The 24,820-nt window shown below is 67.7% G+C and carries 26 protein-coding genes and 1 pseudogene; 9 read left to right on the forward strand and 18 right to left on the reverse strand.

The window, feature by feature from the left end; all coding sequences use genetic code 11:
- Positions 1-182 precede the first annotated feature (182 nt).
- Together D472_RS0107765 and D472_RS0107770 are read right to left on the reverse strand one after the other, a co-directional pair.
- Positions 183-536, reverse strand: coding sequence for a DUF397 domain-containing protein (locus D472_RS0107765; RefSeq protein ID WP_051045970.1), 354 nt, complete (start codon positions 534-536; stop codon positions 183-185).
- The gene (locus D472_RS0107770) at positions 533-1,399 is read right to left on the reverse strand and encodes a helix-turn-helix domain-containing protein (protein ID WP_026117483.1); all 867 of its coding nucleotides are present in this window, start codon (positions 1,397-1,399) and stop codon (positions 533-535) included. Before D472_RS0107770 ends, D472_RS0107765 begins: the two co-directional genes overlap by 4 nt.
- Before the next feature lie 393 nt (positions 1,400-1,792).
- On the opposite strand from D472_RS0107770, the gene D472_RS26645 reads away from it, so the two are divergent.
- Positions 1,793-2,116, forward strand: a complete 324-nt coding sequence (locus D472_RS26645) for an ATP-binding protein (RefSeq protein ID WP_239642931.1) — start codon at positions 1,793-1,795, stop codon at positions 2,114-2,116.
- Positions 2,117-2,207: 91 nt separating this feature from the next.
- Positions 2,208-2,702 carry a hypothetical protein gene (locus tag D472_RS28600; RefSeq protein ID WP_017603922.1) on the forward strand — a complete coding sequence of 165 codons (495 nt, stop codon included), beginning with the start codon at positions 2,208-2,210 and terminating at the stop codon, positions 2,700-2,702.
- 1 nt (position 2,703) lies between these two features.
- Here D472_RS28600 and D472_RS0107785 read toward each other — a convergent pair whose 3' ends face one another.
- Both D472_RS0107785 and D472_RS0107790 read right to left on the reverse strand, forming a co-directional pair.
- Entirely contained in the window at positions 2,704-4,776 is a 2,073-nt protein-coding gene (locus tag D472_RS0107785) for an acyltransferase family protein (RefSeq protein ID WP_017603923.1), read from the reverse strand.
- 421 nt (positions 4,777-5,197) lie between these two features.
- A complete protein-coding gene (locus D472_RS0107790; RefSeq protein WP_017603924.1) occupies positions 5,198-5,758 on the reverse strand; it encodes a DUF4352 domain-containing protein in 561 nt (186 codons plus the stop codon).
- Positions 5,759-6,015: 257 nt separating this feature from the next.
- On the opposite strand from D472_RS0107790, the pseudogene D472_RS26650 reads away from it, so the two are divergent.
- Positions 6,016-6,467: pseudogene (locus D472_RS26650) on the forward strand (flavodoxin).
- Positions 6,468-6,799: 332 nt separating this feature from the next.
- On the opposite strand, the gene D472_RS0107800 reads toward D472_RS26650, so the two are convergent.
- The 9 genes from D472_RS0107800 to D472_RS26655 form a co-directional block, all read right to left on the reverse strand.
- Positions 6,800-8,374 carry a polyamine aminopropyltransferase gene (locus D472_RS0107800; RefSeq protein ID WP_017603926.1) on the reverse strand — a complete coding sequence of 525 codons (1,575 nt, stop codon included), beginning with the start codon at positions 8,372-8,374 and terminating at the stop codon, positions 6,800-6,802.
- A gap of 57 nt (positions 8,375-8,431) precedes the next feature.
- The gene (locus D472_RS0107805; protein ID WP_017603927.1) at positions 8,432-8,860 is read right to left on the reverse strand and encodes a DUF350 domain-containing protein; all 429 of its coding nucleotides are present in this window, start codon (positions 8,858-8,860) and stop codon (positions 8,432-8,434) included.
- Positions 8,861-8,941: 81 nt separating this feature from the next.
- Positions 8,942-9,271 (reverse strand): hypothetical protein, encoded by a 330-nt coding sequence (locus tag D472_RS0107810; RefSeq protein ID WP_033303371.1) that lies wholly within the window; start codon positions 9,269-9,271, stop codon positions 8,942-8,944.
- Between the two features lie 12 nt (positions 9,272-9,283).
- Positions 9,284-9,790 carry a DUF2617 family protein gene (locus D472_RS0107815; protein WP_017603929.1) on the reverse strand — a complete coding sequence of 169 codons (507 nt, stop codon included), beginning with the start codon at positions 9,788-9,790 and terminating at the stop codon, positions 9,284-9,286.
- Positions 9,791-9,797: 7 nt separating this feature from the next.
- Positions 9,798-10,400 (reverse strand): DUF4178 domain-containing protein, encoded by a 603-nt coding sequence (locus D472_RS0107820; protein ID WP_017603930.1) that lies wholly within the window; start codon positions 10,398-10,400, stop codon positions 9,798-9,800.
- A gap of 259 nt (positions 10,401-10,659) precedes the next feature.
- Entirely contained in the window at positions 10,660-11,508 is an 849-nt protein-coding gene (locus tag D472_RS0107825) for a sulfurtransferase (protein WP_017603931.1), read from the reverse strand.
- A gap of 49 nt (positions 11,509-11,557) precedes the next feature.
- Positions 11,558-12,004, reverse strand: coding sequence for a hypothetical protein (locus D472_RS0107830; protein ID WP_017603932.1), 447 nt, complete (start codon positions 12,002-12,004; stop codon positions 11,558-11,560).
- A complete protein-coding gene (locus D472_RS0107835; RefSeq protein WP_017603933.1) occupies positions 11,997-12,359 on the reverse strand; it encodes a cyclin family protein in 363 nt (120 codons plus the stop codon). Before D472_RS0107835 ends, D472_RS0107830 begins: the two co-directional genes overlap by 8 nt.
- 164 nt (positions 12,360-12,523) lie before the next feature.
- Positions 12,524-13,978 carry a peptidoglycan recognition protein family protein gene (locus D472_RS26655; RefSeq protein ID WP_239642932.1) on the reverse strand — a complete coding sequence of 485 codons (1,455 nt, stop codon included), beginning with the start codon at positions 13,976-13,978 and terminating at the stop codon, positions 12,524-12,526.
- 469 nt (positions 13,979-14,447) lie between these two features.
- On the opposite strand from D472_RS26655, the gene D472_RS0107845 reads away from it, so the two are divergent.
- The 3 genes from D472_RS0107845 to D472_RS0107855 all read left to right on the forward strand — a co-directional run bounded on the left by D472_RS0107845 (position 14,448) and on the right by D472_RS0107855 (position 17,646).
- Positions 14,448-15,974 carry a bifunctional ADP-dependent NAD(P)H-hydrate dehydratase/NAD(P)H-hydrate epimerase gene (locus D472_RS0107845; RefSeq protein WP_026117486.1) on the forward strand — a complete coding sequence of 509 codons (1,527 nt, stop codon included), beginning with the start codon at positions 14,448-14,450 and terminating at the stop codon, positions 15,972-15,974.
- A 64-nt stretch (positions 15,975-16,038) separates the two neighbouring features.
- Positions 16,039-17,373, forward strand: coding sequence for a dicarboxylate/amino acid:cation symporter (locus D472_RS0107850; RefSeq protein WP_017603935.1), 1,335 nt, complete (start codon positions 16,039-16,041; stop codon positions 17,371-17,373).
- Between the two features lie 78 nt (positions 17,374-17,451).
- Complete coding sequence (locus D472_RS0107855; protein ID WP_017603936.1) at positions 17,452-17,646, forward strand: hypothetical protein; 195 nt, start codon at positions 17,452-17,454, stop codon at positions 17,644-17,646.
- Between the two features lie 9 nt (positions 17,647-17,655).
- On the opposite strand, the gene D472_RS0107860 is transcribed toward D472_RS0107855, so the two are convergent.
- Both D472_RS0107860 and D472_RS0107865 read right to left on the reverse strand, forming a co-directional pair.
- Entirely contained in the window at positions 17,656-18,141 is a 486-nt protein-coding gene (locus D472_RS0107860; RefSeq protein WP_017603937.1) for an NUDIX domain-containing protein, read from the reverse strand.
- Positions 18,138-18,788, reverse strand: a complete 651-nt coding sequence (locus tag D472_RS0107865; RefSeq protein WP_017603938.1) for a TetR/AcrR family transcriptional regulator — start codon at positions 18,786-18,788, stop codon at positions 18,138-18,140. The genes D472_RS0107860 and D472_RS0107865 overlap by 4 nt, the downstream gene beginning before the upstream one ends.
- Positions 18,789-18,878: 90 nt before the next feature.
- On the opposite strand from D472_RS0107865, the gene D472_RS0107870 reads away from it, so the two are divergent.
- The 3 genes from D472_RS0107870 to D472_RS0107880 all read left to right on the forward strand — a co-directional run bounded on the left by D472_RS0107870 (position 18,879) and on the right by D472_RS0107880 (position 23,579).
- Positions 18,879-19,928 carry a hypothetical protein gene (locus tag D472_RS0107870; RefSeq protein ID WP_017603939.1) on the forward strand — a complete coding sequence of 350 codons (1,050 nt, stop codon included), beginning with the start codon at positions 18,879-18,881 and terminating at the stop codon, positions 19,926-19,928.
- Entirely contained in the window at positions 19,925-21,250 is a 1,326-nt protein-coding gene (locus tag D472_RS0107875) for a methyltransferase family protein (RefSeq protein ID WP_017603940.1), read from the forward strand. Before D472_RS0107870 ends, D472_RS0107875 begins: the two co-directional genes overlap by 4 nt.
- A 151-nt stretch (positions 21,251-21,401) precedes the next feature.
- Positions 21,402-23,579 (forward strand): PrsW family glutamic-type intramembrane protease, encoded by a 2,178-nt coding sequence (locus D472_RS0107880; protein ID WP_026117488.1) that lies wholly within the window; start codon positions 21,402-21,404, stop codon positions 23,577-23,579.
- On the opposite strand, the gene D472_RS28105 is transcribed toward D472_RS0107880, so the two are convergent.
- The 3 genes from D472_RS28105 to D472_RS0107895 all read right to left on the reverse strand — a co-directional run.
- Positions 23,569-23,799 (reverse strand): ParB N-terminal domain-containing protein, encoded by a 231-nt coding sequence (locus tag D472_RS28105; RefSeq protein WP_026117489.1) that lies wholly within the window; start codon positions 23,797-23,799, stop codon positions 23,569-23,571. The two genes, D472_RS0107880 and D472_RS28105, sit on opposite strands and share 11 nt — an antisense overlap.
- A 316-nt stretch (positions 23,800-24,115) precedes the next feature.
- Entirely contained in the window at positions 24,116-24,262 is a 147-nt protein-coding gene (locus tag D472_RS27465; protein WP_161625101.1) for a type II toxin-antitoxin system Phd/YefM family antitoxin, read from the reverse strand.
- A 58-nt stretch (positions 24,263-24,320) separates the two neighbouring features.
- A partial coding sequence (locus tag D472_RS0107895) for a molybdopterin dinucleotide binding domain-containing protein (protein WP_083903406.1) occupies positions 24,321-24,820 on the reverse strand: 500 nt, incomplete at its 5' end.

The following is a 24,820-nucleotide window of genomic DNA, read 5'->3' on the forward strand; positions in this document are numbered from 1 at the left end:
GGGACTGATCGGCCCGTTCGGATGCGCCCGATACCCGGTGGTCCGTGTTGGGAAGTTTGATTACATAGAGTAATCATCGTGGGGTGGGGCGTCATCGTTCTGGGTGGTGTGTCGACCGGTTCTCGCCTGGAGGAGCGTGGGCGCGGAACCCAGGTGACGGGGGTAGGCCCCGATGGCCTCCGTTAGCCGACGAGTGTGCCCTCGGGGTGAGGCGTGCGGAGTTGCCCATTGCGGACGCCGGTTTCGAAGGCCTCCCATTCAGCCTTGGTGTAGGTGAGCGTAGGGCTGAAGGGGTTGGTGGTGTCGGTGAGGGTGAAGCCACCGTCGGGGAGGAAGCAAGGGAAGAGGCGTCTGTAGTCGGTACGGCCGGAGATGATTTGGTCGAGGAGGTGTACCCAGTCGCTGTTGGGGACGGTGAGGGTGGGTCCGTGGGGGTTCTTGGTGTCACCGATCTCGGTGAGACTGGCACTGACGGACCGCACCTGAACACATGTGGCCCCTGTGCTGCTGTAGCTCGATTTCGTCCAGCCTGTCATCGACTCTCCTCCAAGATCATGGTGATGGCCTCAGCCGACTGCACCGGGGATAGTGCCGCCGACTGGATCTGGTCATAGGCGGCCTTGTAGACGGCCAGTTCGGCGATTCCCTCGATGTAGATGTTCATGCCACGGCTGTCGATGTAGACCACCGGTGGCAGGTGGGCGCCCGCGTCGAGGATGGCGAACGAACCATCCAAGCCTGGGTGTGTTCCCGTTGATTCAGGGATGACCTGAATGTTGATGTTGGGTTTTTGTCCCATTTCGAGCAGGTGCCGTAGTTGTGTGTCGCGGATCTCAGGGGTGCCGATGACGCGGCGTAGAGCCTGCTCTTCCACGATCGCCCACAGATGTAGCGGCTCCTTTTCGCGGTGCAGTACTTTTTGTCGCTCTATGCGTAGATTGACCAAGGCGTCGATCTGGTAGGGAAGCAACAGCGGATTGACGGAAATCAGTGCACGGGCGTAGTCGGGAGTTTGCAGCAGTCCAGTGATCAGGTGGGTATGCCAGTCCTTGATGCCCACGGCCACTTCTTCCAGCCCCAGGTACTTCTCGAAGTTCTTGCCGGGGAGGTTCTGTTCCAGGGTCGTTGTGCGATTGCGTCGGGGGCGACGTGACTGGATGCCCAGTTCGAGCAGGGTGGGACGAACGTCCTCGCTCACATCGAAGACGTGAAAGAACCGCTGTAGATCGGCTTTGGTGACCGGAGCCCGGCCACGTTCGATCTTGGAGAGTTTGGCCGCGCCGAAGCCCATCGCCTTTGCTGCCTCGGCTCCGCTCATGTTGGCTTCGAGTCGGATCCGCTGAAGTGCTTTGCCGAGCAGAAGACGGCTGGCTATGGGGCCGTGCTGCTCTGGGGACATGTGGTGGTTCCTCCTTGATGGGGCCCTCGATGGGCCCAGTATCCCCTGTGGGCAGAGCCTTGAGCGAGTTAAAGGAAATTTCCTGGTTGATTTCTTGGAAACGCTTGCGCAGAGATCGGGGGCGGCTCAGGATGTGACTTGAGGCTCATGGTCGAGGGTGATGTGCCGATGACGAAAAATCGATGGGCTTCGTGCTGTTCGTGGCTGATTCAGGAGGTTGTGATGGGTGTTGTCCGAATACCTGGTCCGCGGCGGCCTGGCGGTGGCGGGGTGGGTTGGCCGTCCGCGCACTGGTCCTACTTCGGCGGGAGCCCGCAAGACGTCGCACGTCTGCGTACCTGGTGCGTGAGCGAACCCGAACTCTAGAACGGACGTGGGTTCTGGGTGGAACTGGTGGCCGGTGAGCTCGCCACCAACGCCGTCGTGCACACCGCCACGGGCGAGAAACACGGCCGGATGGGGGCTTCGGTCGAGCTCCTGGGGGAGCACACCGCTCTGGTCTGTGTCGTGGACCAAGGCGCCAGGGCGGGACGGTCGCCGTCCCTCCCACACCTGGTGAATCGCGAGGCCGGCGACGTCGGTCCGGGTGGACGGGGCCTGTGGCTGGTGGACCGGATCGCCGACTACTGGTGGTGGGAAGGACAACGCGGCTTCCCCTTGGCCATCCGGGCGATCATCCGCCTGGATCGGGACCCCTGCCACGGGCTGGACGCCTGAGCGAACGCCCGACCGAAGAACGCCCTGGGGTGGCGGCCGACACCACCGCCCCAGGGCTGATCGACCACCCGACATCACCAGGAGGATGACCGTGCGACACCCTATCGGCCGGCACCATCGCCGTGACCAGAGTCTGCTCGAAAGGCTCTGGGCCCTGTTCGCCCTCACCCTCGCATCGGCCCTGGCCTACCTCTCCAATCCGAACACGCTCGTACGTGCCGCGATCGAACCCGCGCCCGGGCGGGCCGAACGCCCACTTGCCCGGCCCCAACGCTCCGAGGACATCGGGTTCCTCGGTCCTGGACCATGCTCCTTCACGGCCTTGAGCGTCGCATTCCGCCGGGAGAGCGATGACGGCGACACCGACGTGATCGCGGGTGCTCTGGTCCGCCCCTACATGACCGCTTCCCTGTGGAACACCCCGACCATCCCCCGGCCGCGCCCCGCGTCCGGTGACCTGCTCGCCGAACCCGTGGCCTCGAATCCGCCGGAGGACCTCGACGATCTCGCTACGGCGATCCGCACCTACCTCCGGGTGCGCGGCCCGGCATCCGGTGCCCCGCCGGCGACCAGGTCGCAGCCGTGAACTAGGAGTACTCGCTTTCCTGGAGGGACAGCGCGGCCTCGAACAGGGTGGGCTCGCTCGTGGGCATGGAGTGTCCGAGAACCTCCAACAACTGCGGTTCCATCACCACGGCCAGTGATTTGGAGAACGAGTACGAGAAGTGGTTGGTGTCGTAGTAGACCAACTGGTTGCCGATCACGCCATGGCAGACCTCGTCCTGGCACAGGTAGTCCGTCATGTCCAGGAACCTGGTGTTGGCCGGGACATCCGTCAGGGCCTCATAAGGCGCTTGCGGGGCCATGGACGCGGACTTCGGCGCGGTGCAGGCCTCACGGTCGTTGCGGTCGGTGCACTCGGGCACCCGGAAGTCGAAGCGCGGAGTATCACGGACGGCGATGACGTCGATGCCCATCCGGTCCAACTGGTGCCAACGCTCCACGAAACCCTCCGGCACGTGCTCCCCGTGGGTACGGTCGGTGAGCGATGCCAGGGTGAACACGGCGTCGGGGGACAACTCCTCGATCTCGTCCATGACGTCGTCGTTCCAGTCCGTGCATTCGGTGTAGGTCTCACCCCGGTACGTCTGCTCCTCGGTGCTGAACTGGCAGGCGTTCTTGGTCATCAAGACCAATCGCCAACCGTGCCGGCCGGAAAGGCTCTCCAAGGCCTGGAACCAGTGCCGGGCGTGCGAACTACCGACCAGGGCGATGGTGTAGTCCGAGTCCAGGTCGCCGAACTCACACGAGACGACTTCGGTGTCGTTGGTGAAGGCGTTGCACCCCCGGGTCTGGTCGATCGTGTCCTGGACGACGGTGGTGGTGTCGGGGTAGATCGGTAGCTCGGGTAGGCCTTCGGCCAGGGCGGGGGTCAGGTGGACGGCGGCGCCGGGATAGGCGAGCGGGTTGGAACTCAGCTCCATGCGCAGCTGTCGGTCCTGCTCGATGGACTGGCCCCACAGCGAGCCCGCCACCAGGATGGGGAGGATGAAGATGACCCCGGCCGCCAGTGACCAGCTCGGAGTGCGGTAGCGGCGAGTCATCCGGCTGACTCCGCCGTCGACCAGTCGGCTGGTCAGCACAGCCGCGATGAACGAGATGCCCAGGACCAGGAAACCGCCGCCCAGGGTGGGTTCGTCCTGTTGGGTCAGTTCCAGGTGGACGATCAGAACCGGCCAGTGCCAGAGGAAGAGCGTGTAGGCGTGGCCGCCCAACCAGGTCAGCGGACGCAGACTCAACAAGCGGGTGGCGGACAGACGGCCGCTCTCGGCCTCGCCCGCACCAGCCAGGATGATGAGCAGGGCCGCCAAGGTGGGCCACAACGACGCGTACCCCGGGTAGGGCAAGGAGTCCCCGATGACGAACCCGCACAGCACCAACGCGATCAGCCCCAGCCAACCGGCGCCCCAGCGCACCGCCGCCGGCAGGTTCACCTTGTGCACCACCAGTGCGAGCAGGCCGCCCAGCGCCGGTTCCCATAGTCGGGCGCCGGTGTCGAAGTAGGCCCACACGGGTTCGGTGGTGGTGATCCACAGCGAGTAGACGAAGGATCCGACGAGTACGGTGCCCACGGCCACCAACGCCACCCGGCGCATCCTGGCGCCCGACCACGCGGCGATCAGCCCGGCGCCGGTGATCAGCACCGGCCACAGCAGGTAGAACTGGCCCTGTACCGCGAGTGACCAGAAGTGCTGCACGGCGCTGGCGGCGGAGTTCTCGGCCATGTAGTCGACCGAGCCCAGGGCCAGATGCCAGTTCCCGTAGTAGAGGGCGGCGGCGCGCACGTCTTCGATGACGGCCGTCCACTGCGAACGCGGGAAGAACAGGTAGGTCAGTACGAGGACGGTACCGAGCACGACGGCCCCGGCGGGGAACAGACGTTTGATCAGTTTGGCCCAGAACGCACCGAAGGCGATACGGCCCTGTCGTTCCATGGCCCGGACCAGGGACCCGGTGATCAGGAATCCGGTGAGCAGTAGGAAGACGTCGACACCGCCGGAGACCGTGCCGAACCAGATGTGGTAGACGGCGATCAACACGGCGGCGACGGCGCGCAAGCCCTCGATGTCGGAACGACGCCGAGGGCGCTGGGTCGTCACGGGCGTCGCGATGACGTCGGTGACAGGGCTTGGGACGGGAGCGGACACGGGTCAGCCTCGAGCTCGACGAAGGTGAAGCAGGGGCCGGCCGGGTGTGGCGACTTCGCGCGTCGAAGGACGGATCGCGGCGCCATGGGGAGATGCCCTGCCGAATCAGTATCGGCAACCCGTGGGTGTGCCCTGTGTGCGATGGGGCCCATGTTGTCGAGTCGAGATGAAATCGTGTGGACACGTATCCCTGAACTGTGCAAACCGGTGTCCTGGCTCACAAGGAAGAGAGGCGCCGTATTTTACGGCGCCCGAATGAAGTCGATTTTCCGATCGGTCCTTCTGACCGGAGAAGGACCGGTTCGCTTGGACGATGCTCAGCAGACGCGGGCCCTTCGCAAGTGTGCTCGGGTCCCTCACCCACCGACGACCGTCAACCGGTGACGTCGACGTTCACCTCGTTGCCACCGTTGGTCCGGGCGCTCAACCCCATGTGCGAGATCTCGGCGGGGTCGTCCACGTCGAACACGATCGACGTCTCGTGGGTCTGGCCCGCAGACAACATGATGAGCATGTCGTCCTCGCCGCCGTGGGCCCAGGTGGCGTCGAAGTGCTCTTCGACCCGCACGCCGTCGTAGGTGTACAGGTTCTGCTCGTCGCGCCAGAAGCTGGTGTAGTCGTTGCTGGTGGGCGTGACCTCCACGTACACGACGACGAACTCGCCGATCGGGTCGAAGCCGTGCAGACCCTCATGGCCCGTCTCGACGTCGGTGACGGTGAGCCGTAGGCCCTCATGCTCGACCGGCTCGCCGAGGCCGGGCAGGTCGGGGTTGGACCGAACCTCACGCCCCAGGCCGGTGCCGGTCGGAGCGGAGGCGTCGCCGCCGTTGCCGTCCTCGTCTTCGGGATCGCCGCCCGCGAAGACGAAGACGAGCAGCAGGACCAGGACCACACCGATCACGAACAGACCACCGCAACCCAGGCTGATCCACAACCAGGCAGAGGGCAGACGGGACGGCTTCGGACCACCGGGAGGTGGATCCCCGGGAGGTGGATCCCCGGGAGGTGGATCCCCGGGAGGAGGCCCACCGAAGGAGCCACCGGGTGGCGTGCCGCCCGGTGGCGGAGGTCCGTAGGAAGGAGGCTGACTCATCGGGGGCCTGCTTCTCCTTACCGTCGCTGAGGGCCGAAGGCCGTGGTGCTCGTCGCCCCTGTCGGGTCCGGGTGGGATGGACTGCTTACCGTAGGTCCATGGCACGACTGCTCATTGTTCACCACACCGTCTCGCCCGCCACCCGGGAACTCCTGGACGCGGTACTGGACGGGGCCCGTACCGACGATATCGAAGGGGTGCGGACCCAGGTCGCAGCCGCTCTGTCGGCGAGCCCCGCCGATCTGCTGGCGGCGGGCGCCNCCCCGCCAACATCGGTTACATGTCCGGTGCCCTCAAGCACTTCTTCGACACGGTGTACTACCCCGTCCAGGTGGACCAGCGGGGCCTGCCGTACTCGCTCTACGTGCACGGCGACAACGACACGTCCGGGGCGGTGCGTTCGGTGGAGTCCATCGCCAAGGGCATGGGCTGGGAGCGTCATCGCCCGCCGGTGACCGTCACCGGACGTCCCGACACCCAGGCGCTGGAGGCCTGCTGGGAACTGGGCGCGGTCACCGCGCTGGCCGCCCTGGAACGCGCTGAGGGTTGACCGAGGTGGGGATCGGCGGCGCCAAAGCGTGACGCCGGACCAGAAACCAGACCTTTGCGGCAATGGTCGGTAAGTCTGTGTCAAGGGTTGCCATATGGGGCGAGTGCGGCGGCGTGGCGCCCTGGGCGCATCGCGTCCGCGAGCACAGGATGGTTCTCGGACCGCGGGGGAGTTCCGTTGAGGTGACCTACTCTCCCCGCGGCCATCCCGACACACCGCGTGGCCGCCCACCGGCCCAGGATCGTCAGGTCGCGCGGTGTCCTACCCAAGGCCGGCGTCCGTACTTCGACGGGCGCCGGTTCTTTTCGGGAAGTGGGTCGAAGGGCCCCGGGTCAGTACCCGCGCCAGGACTGTCGGTCCTGGTGGTATCCGATCACCCTCGGGTGCATCATCGTGGATTCCTGGACGTCGCCTTCACGGCGATCCTTGGGGAAGACCTGCGCCGCATCCAACAGCGACTGGTCCAAAAAACGCAGCTCCGGGGCGTCCTGGGGAACCCGCAGCTCCGGTGCCCCATGGAGGGCACCGAGGTAGAAACCCCAGTTGCCGAAGGTCGGCACGTCCACGTTGTAGGGGGTGACGTCGACCCCGGCCTGCTCCAGGGAGCGGCTCACGCTCCAGTAGGCGTCGGGTGCGAAGAAGGGCGACCCGGCCTGGACGACCAGACGGCTCTCCCCCTCCAACGCCTGTGCGATCAGGGAATAGAACTCCACCGTGTACAGCTTCGAGGTGCCCACGTCCGTGCCGTCGGGCAGGTCGGCGATGACCACGTCGAAGTCGTCGGTGTTGTCCCGTAACCATTGGAAGGCGTCGGTGTTGACCACCTCCACCCGTGGATCCTGGAAGGAGTCATCGTTGAGTTCGCGGATCACCGGATCCGTGCCGGCCAGTTCGACCACCGCCGGGTCCAGGTCGACCAGGGTCACCGACTCGACGTCGTCGTAGCGCAGGATCTCACGCAAGGCCAGACCGTCACCGCCGCCCAACACCAGCACGTCCTCGTGCGGCCCCGCCATCGCCGGGTGGATGAGCGACTCGTGGTAGCGGTACTCGTCCAGGGTGGAGAATTGCAGGTCCCCGTTGAGGAACATACGGGTGTCCACGCCGTCCAGCGACTGGGTGATGACGATCTCCTGGTACTCGCTGCGGTCGGCGTAGATGATCGGGTCCCGGTACATGGCCTGCCGGGCGTCCACCTCGAAACGCTCCGCGTAGTAGTACGCCAGGCCCAGGATGGTCACGATGGCCACCAGCCCCACGGCCAGACCCGCGTACGCGAGTCTGGTGAGTTCGGAGCGGAACAACCACAGCACCACCGCCACGCCGATCACCGCGTTGAGCACACCCACCATGAGCGCGCCCTTGGGCAGCCCCAATAGGGGCAAGAGCAGGAAGGGGAAGGCCAGACCACCGATCAATCCGCCCACGTAGTCGGCGGCGAACAGGTCCGCCACGGCCTCGGAGGCCTCCTGCCTGCGGATGCGCTGGATCAGCGTCATCAACAACGGAATCTCGATACCGATCAGGGTGCCGATGACGAAGGCCAACAGCACCAGGGTCGGCTGGTAGGCCGACGCCGACAGCCAGGCGAAGGAGCCGTAGAGCAGCAGGATGGACAGGCCGCCGACCAGGGACAACAGCCCTTCGACCACCGCGAAGGACAACGCGGGCCTGTTCTGGTAGCGCTTGGACAGCAGCGAACCCACGCCCATGGCGAACACCATGACCGACAGGACCACGGAGGCCTGGGTGATGGTGTCGCCGAGCAGATAGCTGCCGATCGCGACGAGGGCGAGTTCGTACACCAGGCCGCAGGCGGCGCAGATGAACACCGCCAGCAGCACGAAGAACCGGGCCACGCGCGGCGGTACCGGGAGTGGCCGCGTCGGGGTCGGGGTCTGGGTCAAGGTACTGCTTTCTCGAGAAGGTGACGCGAGGTGAAGGGCACCTCTCCGTTTTTCACGTTATGAGATGGCCGCGGCCACCACCAGGGCGATGGACAGGTGTGCGGTCGCGGTGACCCAGGTCGCCGGGTGCCATTCGGGCTCACTGATCATGTGACTGACCCTGCCCGGAATGAGCAGGTCGATCAGTAGGAAGGACAGGGCCATCACGGCCAGGCCGATCAATCCGAAGACCGTGGCCGAGAGCAGGCCCGCGCCCAGACCGAGTTCGGAGTAACTGGACAGGATCGCGGAGACGACCACGATCGCGGCGCCGAGGGTGTTGGCGGAGACCAACAGGATGGCGTTCTTGTTGCGGCCTTCCCAGATCAGTTGGTGGAGCTTGCCCGGGGTGAGCACGTCGGTGATCAGATAGCCGAGCAGCATGATGCACGTGCCGACCACGCCGTAGCCCAGGGCGTACAGGGAGCTGGTGAGGATTTCGTTCATGGCCTTCTTCCGTGTCGGGGGAATCGATCGTCGGGGGAGGTGAGCTCCCCCGACACGGCAGACTACTGGCCTGAACTGGACCTACTTACCGAAGCCCGATCCGCCACCGCGGGTGTCGCTGCCGCTTCCCCCACTGTTGGAGCCGCCACCGCCGCCGCCACCGAAGAAGAAGAAACCGCCACCGCCACCACCGCCGCTGCGACCGTTGTCACAGTCGTCGGTGGGCGAAGGGCTCGGCGTCCTGTCGTTCGAGGCGTTCGTCCCACTGGCGCTGGTGGAGCTGGTGGCGCGGTCGTTCGGTTCACAGTCGGCGTTGTTGCCGCCTCCACACGCGGACAACATCAGCAACAGCACGGTGGCGCCGCCGACCGCGGCGAGCTTGTGTCGTGGTGTGCTTGCGGTCTTGGCCATGTCGGCCTCCATTCAGGGGGTCAGGGTCGTGGTCGTCGTCACCAGTTCGCCGCTCTGCGGATAGGCGTGCCAGGTACGCCAACGCAGAAAGGACCCACTGCCGGAGGTCAGGTGCAGTGCGGTGACCGCGAGGGGATCACCGGGAAAGGCGACGAGCAGCCCGACGGGGGAGTCGGAGGTCTCCTGTTGGATCTCCTCCACCCGACGGGTCAGGTCGGCACGAGACGACGACTCGATGACCGAGTCGAAGTGATAGTCGCCCACCCCAGGCAGGGGGTGCTCGGCGTTGCCGGGTAGCCCGCCGAGGACCCCCGGCAGACAGGCGACCGTCTCCACCAGTTCCCCCGACTCCGAGCGCAGGACCACCTGGTGGGAGGCCCCGAGCACGCGGAGTTCGACCATCAGGCCCGCGACCTCGACTGTTCGGGTGGCGAGGGGGTCGACCAGCGGGTGGTTCAGGGTCCAGACCAGGTCGTCGGCCTTGGTGTCGACGAAGGGGGCGCTGATGCTCGTACGCATGGGAGCATCAGCTCCCGGGGAAGATGGTGAAGGTGCCGGTTGCGATCTTCTCGCCGGTGGCGACCTCCCAGCTTCCATGGTCGAACCGCTCGAAGGAGAGCAGTTTGCCATCCGCGGATTCGTAGTCGGCGTAGTCGAGACCGCCCTCGGCCTTCAGACCGGTGGTGCCCTCGGAGCGGTAGGAGCCGGAGCCCTTCTCCTCGAGCTCGTAGGTCACGCCCTCCAGCTCGATGCTCTTGCCCTGGGGGATCATGGTCAGGTCGGGGCGGCCGGTCCACAGGGCCATTTCGACGTCGGGGTCCGCTTCGACCGAGAGCCAGCGCTTGCCACCCTCCACCTCGAGGAAGTGCTCGGACCAGGTGTATCCGCCCTCGGACAGGCGCAGGGTGCCGCGGATCCAGGTCCGTTCGGTGCCCCAATCGATCATGTCCCCGGCCTTGAGGGTCATCGGGTCACCGGCGGTGTCGGTCGTGCCGCCGCCGGCGGCGAAGGGGTCCTGGGGTGGCGGAGGCGGGGCGTCCTGCTTCTGCGAGCGCGAGCGCTGCGTGTAGATCAGGACTCCGATCACGATTCCGACGATGAGAATCAGTAGTAGCAGGAGTTCGATCACCAGAGTTCCTCGTTTCGCGGTGAAGCACGTCTTCGGGTCCCGGGGCGGGGGTGGTGCCTATGTTGGCTCTGACGCCGGGACGGGGATTTTGGTTCCGAAAAGCAGGGGAGAACGGGAACTTTCCGGTGGGTTGATCGGTCGATCAACGTCCGTTCTCATCGGGAGAGGGGTTTTGACCCTCTTCCCAGAGTAAGGGGAGGGCGAAAGTCAAAGGTCAGGGCCTGGACGAATGGTCACAGGCCCTTCCCGAGTCGGACGATCAGGCCTGGGGGTCGCCGGTCTCCATGGGAAGGGTCTCGTCCCCGCCCCAACGGCTCCAAGAACCCGGGTACAGCCGGGTACGGGTGAAACCGGCGTGTTCCAGCGCCAGGAGGTCATGGCAGGCGGTCACTCCGGAACCGCAATAAGCGGTGACCGTGCGCGCGGAGTCGGCGCCCAGGGCGGCGAAGCGTTCGCGTAGCACTTCCGGGGCGGCCAACAGACCGTCCTGGTCGAGGTTGGCCGGCCACTCGGCGCTGCGCGCACCGGGGATGTGCCCGGCCCGGGCGTCGACCGGTGCCGGCTTGGAGCCGGTGAATCGGCCGTGCACACGGGCGTCCAACAAAAGCCGGTCGGGGTCGGAGAGTTCGCTTCGTAGTTCGTCGGTGTCCACGAACCGGTCGGTGGGCCATGGCAAGGGAGTCCGGTGCGCGGGTTCGGTGGTGACCTCGCCCTTTTCCAGTTCACCCGACCATGCCTGGATGCCGCCGTCGAGAAACGCGGCGGGGGTGCCAAGGACACGGAGCATCCACACCAGTCGTGCGGCCACCGAGCCGCCGGCGTCGTCGTAGACCACCACCCGAGCGTGATCGCCGATGCCCAGCCTCGCGAGGGCTTCGGCGAAGTCGGAGGGCTCGGGCAGGGGGTGGCGGCCACCCTCCGCGCTCGCGGGGGCGGCCAGATCGGTGTCCACGTCGGCGTGCACGGCGCCGGGGATGTGCCCGTTCAGGTAGGCATCGCGGCCGGATCGGCCGTCCAGGTACCAGCGGGAGTCGACGAGGACGACCTCGTCACGGTGCGCGCGGAGTCGGTCGGCGGAGATCGCCACGGGAAGGGTCGGCTCTGACATGGCCGCCAGCCTAGGGCCTCGATGGGGGACGTGGCCTGCGCCACGGTGCTCAGGTGCGGTCGCTTCGGTGCACCTTGAGGATCCACCACAGGCCCAGGACGGGCAGGACCAGCGGAATGAACACGTAGCCACCGCCGAAGTTCGACCAGACGGTGTCCTCGGGAAAGATCCCGCTGGTGAAGACGCTGAGCGCGCCGACCACGAGGACACCCGCCATCTCCACGGAGACCGAGACCAGAGCCACCACTCGCGAGGTGCGACCCGCGCGGGCCAGGCCGACCGCAGCGATCAAGTACACCACCCCGGCGAACACGGACAGGGCGTAGGCCAGCGGCGCCTCGTCGAAGCGGGTCACCAGTTGGTAGGTCCCGCGAGCCGTCGCGGCCAGGGCGAACACGGCGTAGACGGCCACCAGGAGGCGACCGGGCCCGGTACGTAGGCTGCGATCGGGGTTCGGAGTGGTTCCGGTGCCGGGTGTGGTTTCGGCCTCAGACAACGGGACTCCACAGCTGTTCGATGCGCACCAACAGGACCGGCAGGATGAGGCAGGCGAAGGCGATCACGGCCGGGCCCCACTTGCTGCGCTCCATGAACCCCCACACGGCGCACGCGGGCGGTATGAGCGCGATCGTCGCCAGGTAGGAGACCAGCATCACCATCTCCTCGGGGCGCTCACCACCGACCATGGCCATGATGATCGCACCGACCTGCCCGAGCACCAACAGCCACAGAACGCCCACACCGATGAGGTGGGGGACCAGCATGGGCTGGTCCCGGAAGGTCGAGACGAGGCACCACACGGCCATCGCCAACGACACCATCTGAATCGTCATGGTCAACCAGTCGACCACGCCGCCTCCGCTCGGGTACTTCGGGGCGTCCGCCCGAATCAGCGGAGCGCACTACGAACTACGACAGACTGTAGTGCGCCCGGAGTACCGCCCCGTACCGCCATCGGGGTGACGGAGGGGACGAAGGACCGGCGTGATCGGTGGAACCGAGGTGGCCGAAAGGGTCAGCGTGGCCAGAAGAAGACGTCGGTGGTGGCGGAGACGATGTGCGCCTCCGTCTCACCGAACTGGGCGACGCGGATCCGCACCCGACGCCCCGCGGCCAGGTTCCCCTTCCACGAGTAGGTGAAGTGTGCCTTCCCACCCCTGTGCACGGGGCTGTCCAGGGGTCGGTTGCGCGCGATCCGCCAGCCACCGTCGCCGTCCGGTTCGTACTCGGTGGCGCGAAGTTGCACCTCCGCGCCGGGGGTGACCCCCTCCAGGACCACCCCTACGGACACGTCGTACCAGGCGCCGTTGGTCTCCTCCACGCCGACCAGCGAGTAGAACTCACCGGTCTCGTCGTCATGACGCCGGTCGAACGACAGGCTCGCCCAAGTACCGGGTGCCAGGGCCTGGCTGTCGTCCTTCTCGAACCTGCGGTGGCGCGGCATGTCGTCTCCCTCTGTGTCGTCGGGTGCCTTGGCGAAGGTGCCGTTGCGCACGAGTTCGTACGCCTTGTCCCCGGGACAGGACGTGGCGATGAAGTCACGGTGCCCCAGGACGGTGCCCGCGATGGAGGTATCGGGTTCCATCAACCACTGACGCAGCACGCGGACCGCGTTGATCTGTTCGGGGGTGATGGGATCGGTGGGTCCGGTGGCCAGGGTGCATGAGTAGTGGCTGGAGTTGCCACCGGGCTGGGCGGCCTGGGTGCGGTACAGCCCGCGCCCCTCGATCACGTAACCGTGTGGACAGGCCATGAAGGAGTTGCCGGTGAAGTACACCGTGCCTCGGCGGCGCGCCAGCCAGGTGCCGTTGGGAGTGGTGGGGCACCACACCGGTCCGTCGTGCGGTTGGCGGGTGATGGTGAGGTCCGCGGGGGTGACCTGGTCCCGGTCGAGCACGATGAGCCGATGACCGTCGAAGGCCCTGCGCGAGAGGGTGGGACGGCCGGCCAGAACGGCGGCGAACCGGAACGCCTCGGCGCACTGCTCGGTGGGCAGGACCAGCAAGCCAGAGCCGTCGGGGTCGGTACCGAAGGCGGCGCTCAGGAACAGGTCGAGTTGTGCGCTGGTAAGGCAGGACAGGAAGGCGTGTGCGGGAACGCGGCCGGGGGCCTGTTCGTACACCTTCGATGGGTCGGTGCCTTGGCCTCGACCCGAGCAGGATCGGGCGACCAGGTCGACCAGGTCGTCGGGCCACTTGGGTTCGTCGGGTGGACTCAGGTGGGGGGCGGCGAGCGGGATCCGGTCCCCCTCCTGGAGGGAATCACTGGTGGCCCAGGTCCGCACGGGTGAGCCGGTGGGGGAGGGGCGTTCGATGGGCCACCGATGCGGGCCGGTGCTCAGGGACGAGTGGCCCTCCCCCTCCATCCGGACCAGTTCGCGTGGCAGGGCGGGGAAGACGTTGACGGCGGTCAGGGGTTGCCAGACCGAGTGCCCGGTCTCGTGGTCGAGGGTGAGGACGAGGTCGCCCACGGCGATTCGCCGGAACGAGCGCCAACCGTGTTCGGTGAGGATCTCGGTCTCGGTGTCGACGCAGTAGCCGATGTCGGCCCAGCCACGGGAGGGGCCGGTGTGGAAGTCGCGGGGGCTGGGCCANGCGCCAGTAGGACAGACAAGCGGAGTGGTTCTGGCCGGCCAGATTCTGGTTCACGGAGTCGTAGTGGATGACCAGACCGGAACGGGGGTTGGCTCGGGAGGCGGGGGAAGTACCCCAGCCCAGATCGGACCTGGACACGTACTTGTTCGGTCGAGGCATACCTCTATTGTCCTCACGCTCGGCTCCTCTACGTGGTGAACCGGTGACAACGGGCAATATGTCCACAACGTCCGTTAAGTGGGTTGCTGGGAAAGACCTGGAAGCACCGAACGTGGGTGTGGCGAAGCGGGCGGGTACCGAACCCCGTGCGTCACGATGGAACGTTTCGACCCTCGGAGGTACTCGGTGCGCTCAGCCCACAACGTCAATGTCGTCCGCGAGGCCGAACGCAGGCTCATGGACCGCCTACCCGAAGGCACCCTCATGCGCCGAGCCGCCACAGGTCTGGCCATCCACTGTTCCCGCATGCTGCCCAGGGTGTACGGCTCCCGTGTCACCCTCCTGGTCGGTGGCGGGGACAACGGTGGCGACGCCCTCTACGCGGGCGCGAACCTGGCCGCCCGAGGCGCCTTCGTGCGGGCCGTGGCCGCCGGGAGGCGAATCCACGAGGACGGCGCGGCGGCGCTGCGCGCCCGCGGGGGGCGGATCCTGTCGGGTGCCTCGGAGGATGGACCGACCGACCAGGTGCGGGCGGCGCTGTTCGACACCGACGTGATCGTGGACGGGCTCGTCGGCATCGGTGGCCGGGGCGGGTTGCGTGGACCCCACGCCGCACTGGCCACCCTGGCCACGAACTCGCCCGCCCCGGTGGTCGCGGTCGACCTGCCCAGCGGGGTGGACGCTCAGACCGGGGAGGTCGCCGGGCACGCGGTCCGAGCCGAGGCGACCGTCACGTTCGGCACGTACAAACCGGGATTGTTCGTCGACCCGGGAGCCGAACGGGCCGGTCGGGTCCACTTCGTCGACATCGGGCTCGGCCCGGAGTTGCCCGGCGCCGACCTGCACCGCCCAGGGGCCGTGGACATCGCTCGACTACTTCCCGGGCTCGGGGCCGAAGCCGACAAGTATCGCCGAGGCGTGCTCGCCGTGCGCGCCGGTTCCGATCGGTACCCGGGTGCCGCCGTTCTCTGCGTGGGCGGGGCGCTGCGCACGGGTGTGGGGATGGTCCGCTACGGGGGAGGGGAGGAGGTGCTCTCCCAGGTGATCGCCCACTGGCCCGAGACGGTCGGTGCGCGCCTGGACCTGGAGGGTGACGACCTGTCCCCAGGGCGGGTCGCCGCCGTGGTGGTCGGTTCGGGACGCGGGACCGAGCCCGCCAACGCCGACGAGCTGAGGGCGGTACTGGAGAGCGACCGTCCGGTGCTGCTCGACGCGGACGCGATCACCCTGCTCGGCGCGGACGAGGGTCTGGCCGCCCTGCTCCCAGAGCGCTCGGGGCACACGTTGCTGACCCCGCACGCGGGTGAGCTGTCCCGGTTGCTGCCCGATTCGGATCGGGCCGACATCGAGGCCCGCCGCCTGGAACACGTGACCCGAGCCGCCGAGCTCTACCGGGCGACCGTGTTGTTGAAGGGTTCGACGACGCTGATCGCGCACCCGGACGCGCCGACGGTGGCCAACCCGACGGGTACGCCCCTCCTGGCCACGGCGGGTTCGGGGGACGTGCTCTCGGGTGCGGCCGGAGCCCTGTTGGCCGCAGGGCTGCCGCCCCAGGAGGCCGCCATGTGCGCGGCCTACCTGCACGGACGCGCGGCCGAGCTGGTTCGGGCAGGTGCGCCCATCAGTGCTTCGGACCTGCTGGAAGGGCTGCCCCTGGCACTACGGGAGGTGCGCGCGTCGGAAGGAGCATGGCGTGGAGCAACCGGATCGTGACGTGTGGTCGGTTCCCGTTTCGGTATAGAACGGGCATCCCCTTCCCCGGAACCGAAGGACGACGATGTCCACATCGACCGTGACAACGGATGAGCGCACCCTGTGGCGGCGCTACTTCGATTTCCCCCTGATCTGGAAGATGGTCATCGCCTTGGTCGGTGGCGCCGCCGCCGGCCTGGCGATCAACGTCTTCGACGCCCAGTCCTGGGCCCTGCCGATCCTGGACCCGCTGGGGCGGCTCTTCCTCAACCTGCTCCAGATGGTGGTCTTTCCGCTGATCGTCACCACCCTCATCGCGGGCATCACGATGGTCTCGCCCCAACGGCTGGGCCGGATCGGAATGAAGGTCTTCGTCTTCTACCTGGTGACTTCGGCCTTCGCCATCACGATCGGCCTGCTCATCGCGCTCGCGATCTCACCGGGTACCGGGCTCGGCATGCCGGGGGACGGTGAGGACGGGGCAGAGGTGCCGGCCATCTCCGAGACCCTGCTCAACATCGTTCCGGCCAACCCCTTCGAGGCCCTGGTGGACGGCAACGTCCTGGGCATCATGTTCGTGGCCGTTCTGTTCGGGCTCGCGCTCACCTTCATGCTCAACAGTCACGAGGAGCGCGTGGCCGGGCTCGCCCTGCTGCTCAAGCGTGGTGTGGACGGCGCCGTGGAGCTGGTCTTCCGCGTGATCCGCGGGGTCTTGGAGTACGCCCCGGTCGGTGTGTTCGCCCTGATCGCGCTCGTGATGGCCGAGACGGGCTTCGAGGCGATCGGTCCGCTCTTGCGGCTCACGGGTGTCGTCTACGGCTCGATCCTCATCCAGATCATCGTCTACGTCGTCCTGCTGATGCTCTTCCGCGTGGGTATCGCACACTTCTTCGCGGCGGCCAAGGACCCCATGCTCACCGCCTTCGTCACCCGTTCCAGCAACGGAACGCTGCCCGTCTCCAGCCGGGCGGCCGAACGGATGGGCGTGCGCGAGGGCGTCTACGGTTTCACCCTCCCCCTGGGCGCCACGATCAACATGGACGGCACCGCCATCTACGTGGGCGCCGCCACGGTCTTCGTCGCCAACGTCGCCGGGGTGGAACCGACCATCGGACAGTTGGCCACCGTCGTCGTGGTGGGTGTGCTCGCCTCGATCGGCACCGCAGGAGTCCCGGGTGCCGGTCTGATCATGCTGTCCATGGCTGTCACCTCCGTCGGTTTGCCGATGGCCCCGGTCGCGCTGGTCGCCGGAATCGACGCCATCCTCGACATGGCCCGCACCATGTGCAACGTCACCGGCGACCTGGTGGCCACACGGGTCATCGCCGGTACGGAGGAGGGCATGGTCCGCGATCCCGACGAATCGGAACCGGAGCCCTCGGCCGTGATGGAGGAACCGTCCAAGGAGACCGGGACGTGACGCGAGGTTCCTGGAATGGACGCCTGAAAGGTCTCCCCCGGCACGACGGTGTCCCGACCGGACAGGCGTCCTCCCCCCATGCCCTGGTCCCTCGCCTTGCTCCTGTTCCTGGTGATCGGCATGGTGTGGGATTCGTTTCGTGAGCGGGCCGAACAGGCCACCTTCGAAAAGCGGTTCGTGACCACGGCCGCCACCGTGGTCGGGTCGGTGCGCGCCGAAGCCGAGGCCCAGTCGGACTCCGCGAACCCCATCCGGGTCCGGTTGGTGGACTGAACCCCTCACTCAGGTGAAGGCGCGCGCCGCGTCCAGCCCTTTTTGGACGACGTCGGTGATGAAGTAGTCGCCGGGGTCGCGGGCGTCGCGCAGCAGGTGCACCCGGGACGGATCCACCCACATGAACTCGGTGTGCTTGCCGACCTCCAATGTGGGGCGGCCCAGGTCGCCCTCGACCCGGACCAGGTAGTCGATCTCACGGCGAGTGGAGCCATCGCCCGGATCCCAGTCCAGGCGGCACAGTTCGGCCAACACCTCGCTCAGTCTCCACCCGGTCTCCTCGGTGATCTCGCGGGTCAGGGCGTCGAGCATGCTTTCACCCGCTTCCACGTGGCCGCCGACGACGTCCCAACAGTTCGGGAACACCTTGCGCTCTGCGGACCGACGCTGGGCGAAGGCCCGTCCTTTCTCGTCGATGATCACGGCAGCGGCCACCCAGCGGTGGCCATCGTCGGTGTCGGGGAACTCGATCCCCTCGGCGACGTGTACGCTCACGCGTCCTCCTCGGTCTTGTCCGCCCTCCGGGGCAGACGCAGGGTCAGCAGTCGGGCACGGGGGGCCAGTCTCGCGGCCAGGTCGAACACCGCTTCGGTCCGGGAGTCGTCCTCGTCGAGTACGGAGAACAGGTTGACCCCCAGGTAGTAGGTGATCGCGGCGTAGGCGACCTCTCGGGCGGGCAGCAGCCGGCCCAGGGCGGAGCCGCCCACCACACGCTCCCACTGTCCTGCGATGAAGTCGATCCAGGGTTCGGACCGCCGACGGATCTCCTCGCGCAGCTCGGGTTTGGTGACCGCGGCGGCGACCAGTTCGGAGAACTCGGTGATGTAGCCGCGTTCCAGGTCGGTCCGGTAGATGCGGGTGGCGACCTCCACCAGCTCCTCGAGGGTGCGGGCGGGAGCGGCGAGTTCCTCGTACATGCTCATGCGTTCGGCGCTGGAACGGTCCAACGTGGCCAACAGGAGTTGGTCGACGCCGCCGAAGTGGTAGAAGACCAGCGCCGAGTTGGCCTCGGCCCGAGTGGCGATCGCCCGCGCCGAGGCCCCGGCGTACCCCTCTTCGCGCAAGACCTCGCCCGCCGCCGTGAGCAGGCGTTCCTTGGTCTCCTCGCTGTTTTTGCGACCCCCGCCGCCACTTCTGGCCATGGTCCTCCCTTTCGTTGGTCTTCATCATACGGTTTAATCATGTGATTAAACCGAGTGATTCAATCAGTTGATCAAGAATGAGGAGACCCCGTGCCAGAGTCGAACCCCTCCGATGGTCACCCCGGTGACGAGGAGGTCGCCGCACGCTACGCCGCCGGTTGCCGCGCCGAACCCGGCACCCCGCCCAGCGCCTGGTTCGAGGGGGAGCCCGAGGCCGTGCGCATGCCCTCTCCCGCCCGCTGGATCCTCGCCGGGATCCTGGTCCTGGGTCTGTTCCCCCTGCTGGTGTTCGTGCGGCTGATGAGTTGGGGTGGGATGGATCAAACCGCCCTGTTCTACATCGGTCTGCCCGTCGTCCTCGCCCTGATCGTGGTGCTGCTGGCCCGCCCCCAAAGCGCCCTCGGGGTGGCCATGGCCGTCACCACGGTCCTGCTGTTGCTCTCCGGTCCGCTGCTCGGCGAAGGGATGGTCTGCCTGGTCATCGCCGCCCCGCTGATCTACGGAGTGGTCGCCCTGGTCGCCTGGGTGGGCACCGCCCTGTTCGGCGGAGGCCGTCATGGTCCGCACTCCTACGTCGCCGTCCCGCTCCTGTTCGCCTTGACCCTGGAAGGGGTCGCGGGTCTGTCCTTGCTCCCCAGACAGGACACCGGTGTGGGCTCGGCCGAGGTGGCCGCCGAGCCCGAACAGGTCGCGGCCGCGTTGGCCGCACCTCCCGCCTACGAATCCCCCGAAGCGTTCTTCCTGAGCGCGATCCCCTTCCCCGAACCGGTCGAGGCGGTGGGGGAGGGCCTGGCGGTGGGCGACACCCGCCTGATCCACTTCACCCCGCGCACCACCCTGGCCTTGGACGACGAACCCACGCCGCGCCACATGGAACTGGAGGTCGTCGACAGCCGTGTCCACGCTGACGGCGGCCGGGGGGGCTTCGAGGTCACCGACGACACCACCCTGGCCCGCTGGATGGATCTGCGCACCGCCACCGCCACCTGGGAACGGGAGGCAGGCGGGACCAGGTTGACCTGGGAATTCGACTACACCCGCACCTACGACCCCTCCTGGTACTTCGGTCCGGTGCAGTCCTACGCCACCGACCTGGCCGCCGCCTACCTCGCCGACACCTTCGCGGAGGCCGCCCGGTGATCCCCGAGCTTCCCGCCACGCTCGTCCGCGGCCTGGGCCTGTTCCTGCCACTGGGGGCACTGATCGCCCTGTGCCTGTGGCGTGCGCCGAGTCACCGTGAGACGGCGTCGATGATCGTGGCCTCCGGCTGGGCACTGCTCACGCTCATCCCACTGAACCTGTACGCGGTGCACGCCGATTGGTGGTCCTTCCACGCCGAAGGAGCCCTGTGGCAAGGGCTGCCCGTCGACCTCCTACTGGCCTGGGTACTGCTCTGGGGCGCCCTGCCCGCACTACTGCTGCGCCTGCTTCCGGTTCCGCTCATCACCGGCCTGCTGGTCTGGCTGGACGTGATCCTGATGCCCCTCGCCGAACCCGTGGTGGTGCTAGGACCCCGGTGGCCGCTCGGCGAGGTCGTGGGCGCGGCGCTGTGCCTGGTCCCCGCGTCGCTATTGGCCTTTTGGACCCGGCATCGACGGCTGCTCCTGGCCCGGATGTGGGCCCAGGCGCTGCTCGCGTTCGGGCTCATGGTGGCCCTGCCGGTGTACGTCCTGGCCACCACGCCACCGGAGACCGTGCCCTGGCAGATCCGGGTGGAGCTCCCCGGCATGGAGGAACTCTCGATCCTCGTCCAACTGTTGGCCCTGGTCTGCCTGCCCGGGCTGGCCGCCGCCCGGGAGTTCGCCGTCGCGGGACGCGGTACCCCGCTGCCCTACGACCCGCCCGAACACCTGGTCACCAGCGGTCCCTACGCCTACGTGCGCAACCCGATGCAGCTCACCTTGGTGCTGGTCTACCTGGTCCTGGGCTTGCTGCACCCCGTGCTGCTGATCGGTGCGCCGGTCTGCCTCGCCTACGGGGCCGGGTTCGCCACCTGGCACGAGGACGGCCGGTCGCGCGAGCGCTTCGGGCACGCCTGGACGCACTACCGCGCGGGGGTGCGACCCTGGCTGCCCCGGTGGCGTCCTTGGCCGGGGCGGGCCCCGGGCACCCTCTTCGTAGCGATGGACTGCGGTATGTGCCGCGAGGTGGGGAACCGAGTGGCGGCGCGTCGACCCACGGCGCTGCGCATGCGACCGGCCGCCGACCATCCTCAGGTGCTGTACCGGCTCACCTACGAAAGCGCGGACGGTACGCGCTGGAGTGGACTGGCGGCGTTGGCGAGGGCGATGGAGCACCTGCACCTGGGCTGGGCCCTGACCGGCTGGGCCCTCTCCCTCCCGGTGGTACGCCCCTTTCTGCAACTGTGCGCGGACGCCTTCGGAGCCGGACCACGTCCCTCACGAATGGTGCCCGTCCCGCCGCCCCAGGCTCCTCAACCCCTGTCACCAGCCGATTCATGACGTTCGGCGACGAACGGAACACGAGTCCCCAACGCGCATGTCCGCGAAGGGCCTCGCGCCGTTATGCTCGTGCCGGGCCGCCCCTGCGCCGGAACATCACCGGACATGGACGGCCTCACGTGACTCCCACCCCCCGGTACGAGGACCCCCCATGGAAGAACAGGCCATGCTCGCGCGCGACCTCGTGTTGCGCGTCTGCGCCGGCCCGACCGAGTTCGACCCGCAGTGGGTTCGAACCGGGGGCAAGGTCACCACCCCCTTCTCGGTGCCACGGGACCGCAACCTCATTCGCGGGATCGTCGACGCCGGCCGGGCACTGGGGGTGGACCGTCTCCTGGTCTGCCGTACTCGGGCCGAGTTCTCCTACGAATCGGTCACCGAGGTGCCGCTGCACACCGACACACTCATCGACCTCATTCGGGGTTGGGGGAACACACCCACCGACTTCCTGGTGTGCGTCGAGGACTTCTCCGCGGCCGTTCTGGTCGCCGCCAACGAACTCACCATCGCCTCCGGTCCGGCCGACTTCGTCCGTGAGATCGTCGGCTCGGACATCCCCGGAGTGCGGGAGGAGTTCGCCGCCAAGGCGCAGCGGACCAAACGCCCCGAACTGGTGCGCGCCGCACAGCAGTACCACTGCATCGAACCCGGTGCCAGGCACTCCCGTAACCGTGGACCCGGCCCCGACCTGGCCGAACGCCTCTCGCGCCGGGCCGAACGCGCCAGGGTGCGCACACCTGGAGTGGTACGCTCCCTGCGCGCACTGCGTGGAGGCTGGAACTGGGCGATGGTCGTGGTGCTGTTGGTGGCACCGTTGAGCGCGCCCGAACTCGGTCCGGCCCTGCCGGCCCTGGCCCTCACGTTCGTGCTGCTGTTCCAGTTGGCCTTCCTGGCGCGTTCGCGCACCGTCTCCTTCGCCACCCTGCTTCGGGTGGCCGCCCTCGGAGTCCTCTTGGTGTGGCCGGTCGCCCTACTGGAGACCGCGATCACCGGAGTCCTCGGCCTGGAACCCTATGGTGCGCTCGCCTACACCTACGTGGCCGTCACGGTGGAGGAAGCGGCGAAGCTGTCGCCGCTGCTGCTCTTCGCCCTGGTGGCCCGACGGCGCGTGCGCCGTTTGGCGGCCGTGGACTTCCTGTTGCTGGGCGCGGCCTCGGGAGCCGGCTTCCAACTGGCCGAACGGCTGTTCACGGAGGTCTCGGTCCCCGGCCCGGGCTCCGAGGGGTTGTTCCTGCCCGGTGGGAGCACCATCACCGACCCTGAGGGCACCGTGCTCGCGGTCTTCTCCGGGCACGCCGTGGTCACCGGGTTGATCGGGGCCGCGGTGGGACTGGCGATCGTGGGACGTCGCCATGGTGGTTGGTTGTGGCCGGCGCCGTTCCTGGCACTGGGGCTGGTCTATCTGGAGCACCTGCACTTCAACGTGTTGCTGGCGGCCGCGTCCCTGGATCCGGTTTCGACGTTCCTGCATCGCGTGCTCGGTGGGGGAGCGCTCACCCCGTGGTTGTTGCTGTTGGCCCTGGTGTCCGCCGTCGCCATGGACCATCGTCTGATCGCCTCGGCGGCCCAGACCACGCCCCCGTTGCCGGGACGAGCCCCCTTGGCCCGGCTGCGGCGCTGGGCACACGGACGTTCGGTGTCCATGCGGGTGCGGGTGCCCGCGGACATCGCCCCGCTCTTTCGGCGTATGGCGCTGTTCTGGGTGGAGTCGCCCATCACCCTGGCCACCACCGTGACCGTGATCGTGCACGAGTTCGCCGTCGTCATCCGGGCCGCGCGCCGAGGTCCCGGGGTCTTGTGCGACACCCTGCGGTTCCTGCGCGAACGCCGGGCCAACGCCATGGGCGAGGTACGTTCCCAAGGACGGCCCTGGCGGCGTTATCCGTCACAGGAGGAACTGGAGTCACAGGCCAGGGAATTGTCGTTTCGTTTGGGACTGGCCGGAACCGCCACCGGAGCCGTCGCCGTGGCGGCCGTCGCTCTGGTGTTCCTAGTCGGCGTGGTTTCGTTCGGTTCCCAAGCCCGGGTCGGACCGGTCGATCCGGCGTACGCGGTGGCGGCGGTGGACCACCTGCGGAACTGGCTGGCTCGTGCCGGCACCGGCGGGATCGTGTGGACCGTATTGGTCGGGATGGCGCTGCTCAGCCTGCTCGGCATGGGCAACGGGGTACCGCACGCCCACCCGAGGATGGGTGAGTTCCTGCGCGCTCCGGGGGCCAACACCGGCGCGATCCTGGGGATGCTCGCTCCCGGTCAGGTCGGTTACGCCCTACCGGCGTTGATCGGTCTCGTGCTGCCGCGCCGGTCCGATCGGCTCCTCACCCGCTGACCCGGATCTTCTTGAGAACGGCCAGGTCGTCGGGGAACATCGGCCGTGCGTGGAGCGGCCGGGGAGCAACCGGTTCCTCGAACAACGCGACGGGGACCGTATCCAGGCCGAGGCGGAGGGCCACGGCGATCCGGTGGTTGCCGTCGAGCGTGCCGAACTCCTCGTTGAAGCCGAAGCGGAGCGGTGTCAAGATTCCGCGCTCGCCGATGTCGGTGGTCAAGGCATCGAGGTGAGAAGGTGTGTCCACGAGTGCGGAGCCGACGACCTCGCGATCGACCGCACGGTATCGCGCGACGAGAACGGTCGGTAGGTGGATTCGGGGGAGTGGCATGGGTACATCGTCCACGATGGTTCGAGCCCTCCGAGAACAGGTCTGGCGATCCGGTGGCCTCCCGGCCCGGTCCCGCACGGGGCGACCCCACCAGGACGATGACGAATCAACTCGGACCTCTCCTCAGTGGTGGATTCCTCTGAGCCCATTGATTCCGCCAGGCCCGCACGTGTATCGGGGCCGGAGAGGGTGCTCAACGTTTCCGTCAGCGATGCGTACCGGACCACACGGACATCATCACGACGGCGGGACGGCCGTTCTTGGTGAAGGTGTGATCGGCGTGCTCACGCTGAGCACGCTCGGTGAGTTCGGCGATCTCGGCCTTGGCTTCGGTGATCGGAATGGTTTCCATGAAGATCATTGTGGCGACCAGCCCGTATACCCACCATGACTGCGGAGGGGTTCCATGTTCAGAGGGGGTCGGGGCCGGTGCCGGTGACACCCACCGGAGGCTCGAAGGCGCGTACCGGGGGCGGTGACCCCTCGTACGGCTCCACCCGGACTCGGATCAATTGGCCCGTGCACCCCTGGCTCAACGAGGACGTGCCCTCGTCCCGGGCCAGGGCGTTCGGATTGCCGTGCGCACACGTCACGTCCGCACTCGAGGGGTCGTACCAGGCGCCGGTGGACAGCTGCACCACACCGGGACGCAGGGCGTCGCCGAGCACCACGCCGGCCAGGCAGGAACCGCTCGGTCCCGTCACCCGCACCACCTCGCCCTCCGACACCCCGGCCGCCTCGGCGTCCTTGGGGTGCATGCGCAACGGGGCCCGCCCGTGCACCTTCTGCGCGGCGCTGTGGCGCCCCATGTCCTGCTGGCTGTGGAACCGTACGTTGGGCTGGTTGGCCACCAGCACCAGCGGCCACTTCGACCCGTTCTCGTCCCGATCGGTCACGGCGGGGGGCGGGG

It is taken from the genome of Nocardiopsis alkaliphila YIM 80379 (genome assembly GCF_000341005.1).
In the GTDB taxonomy this organism is placed as follows: domain Bacteria; phylum Actinomycetota; class Actinomycetes; order Streptosporangiales; family Streptosporangiaceae; genus Nocardiopsis; species Nocardiopsis alkaliphila.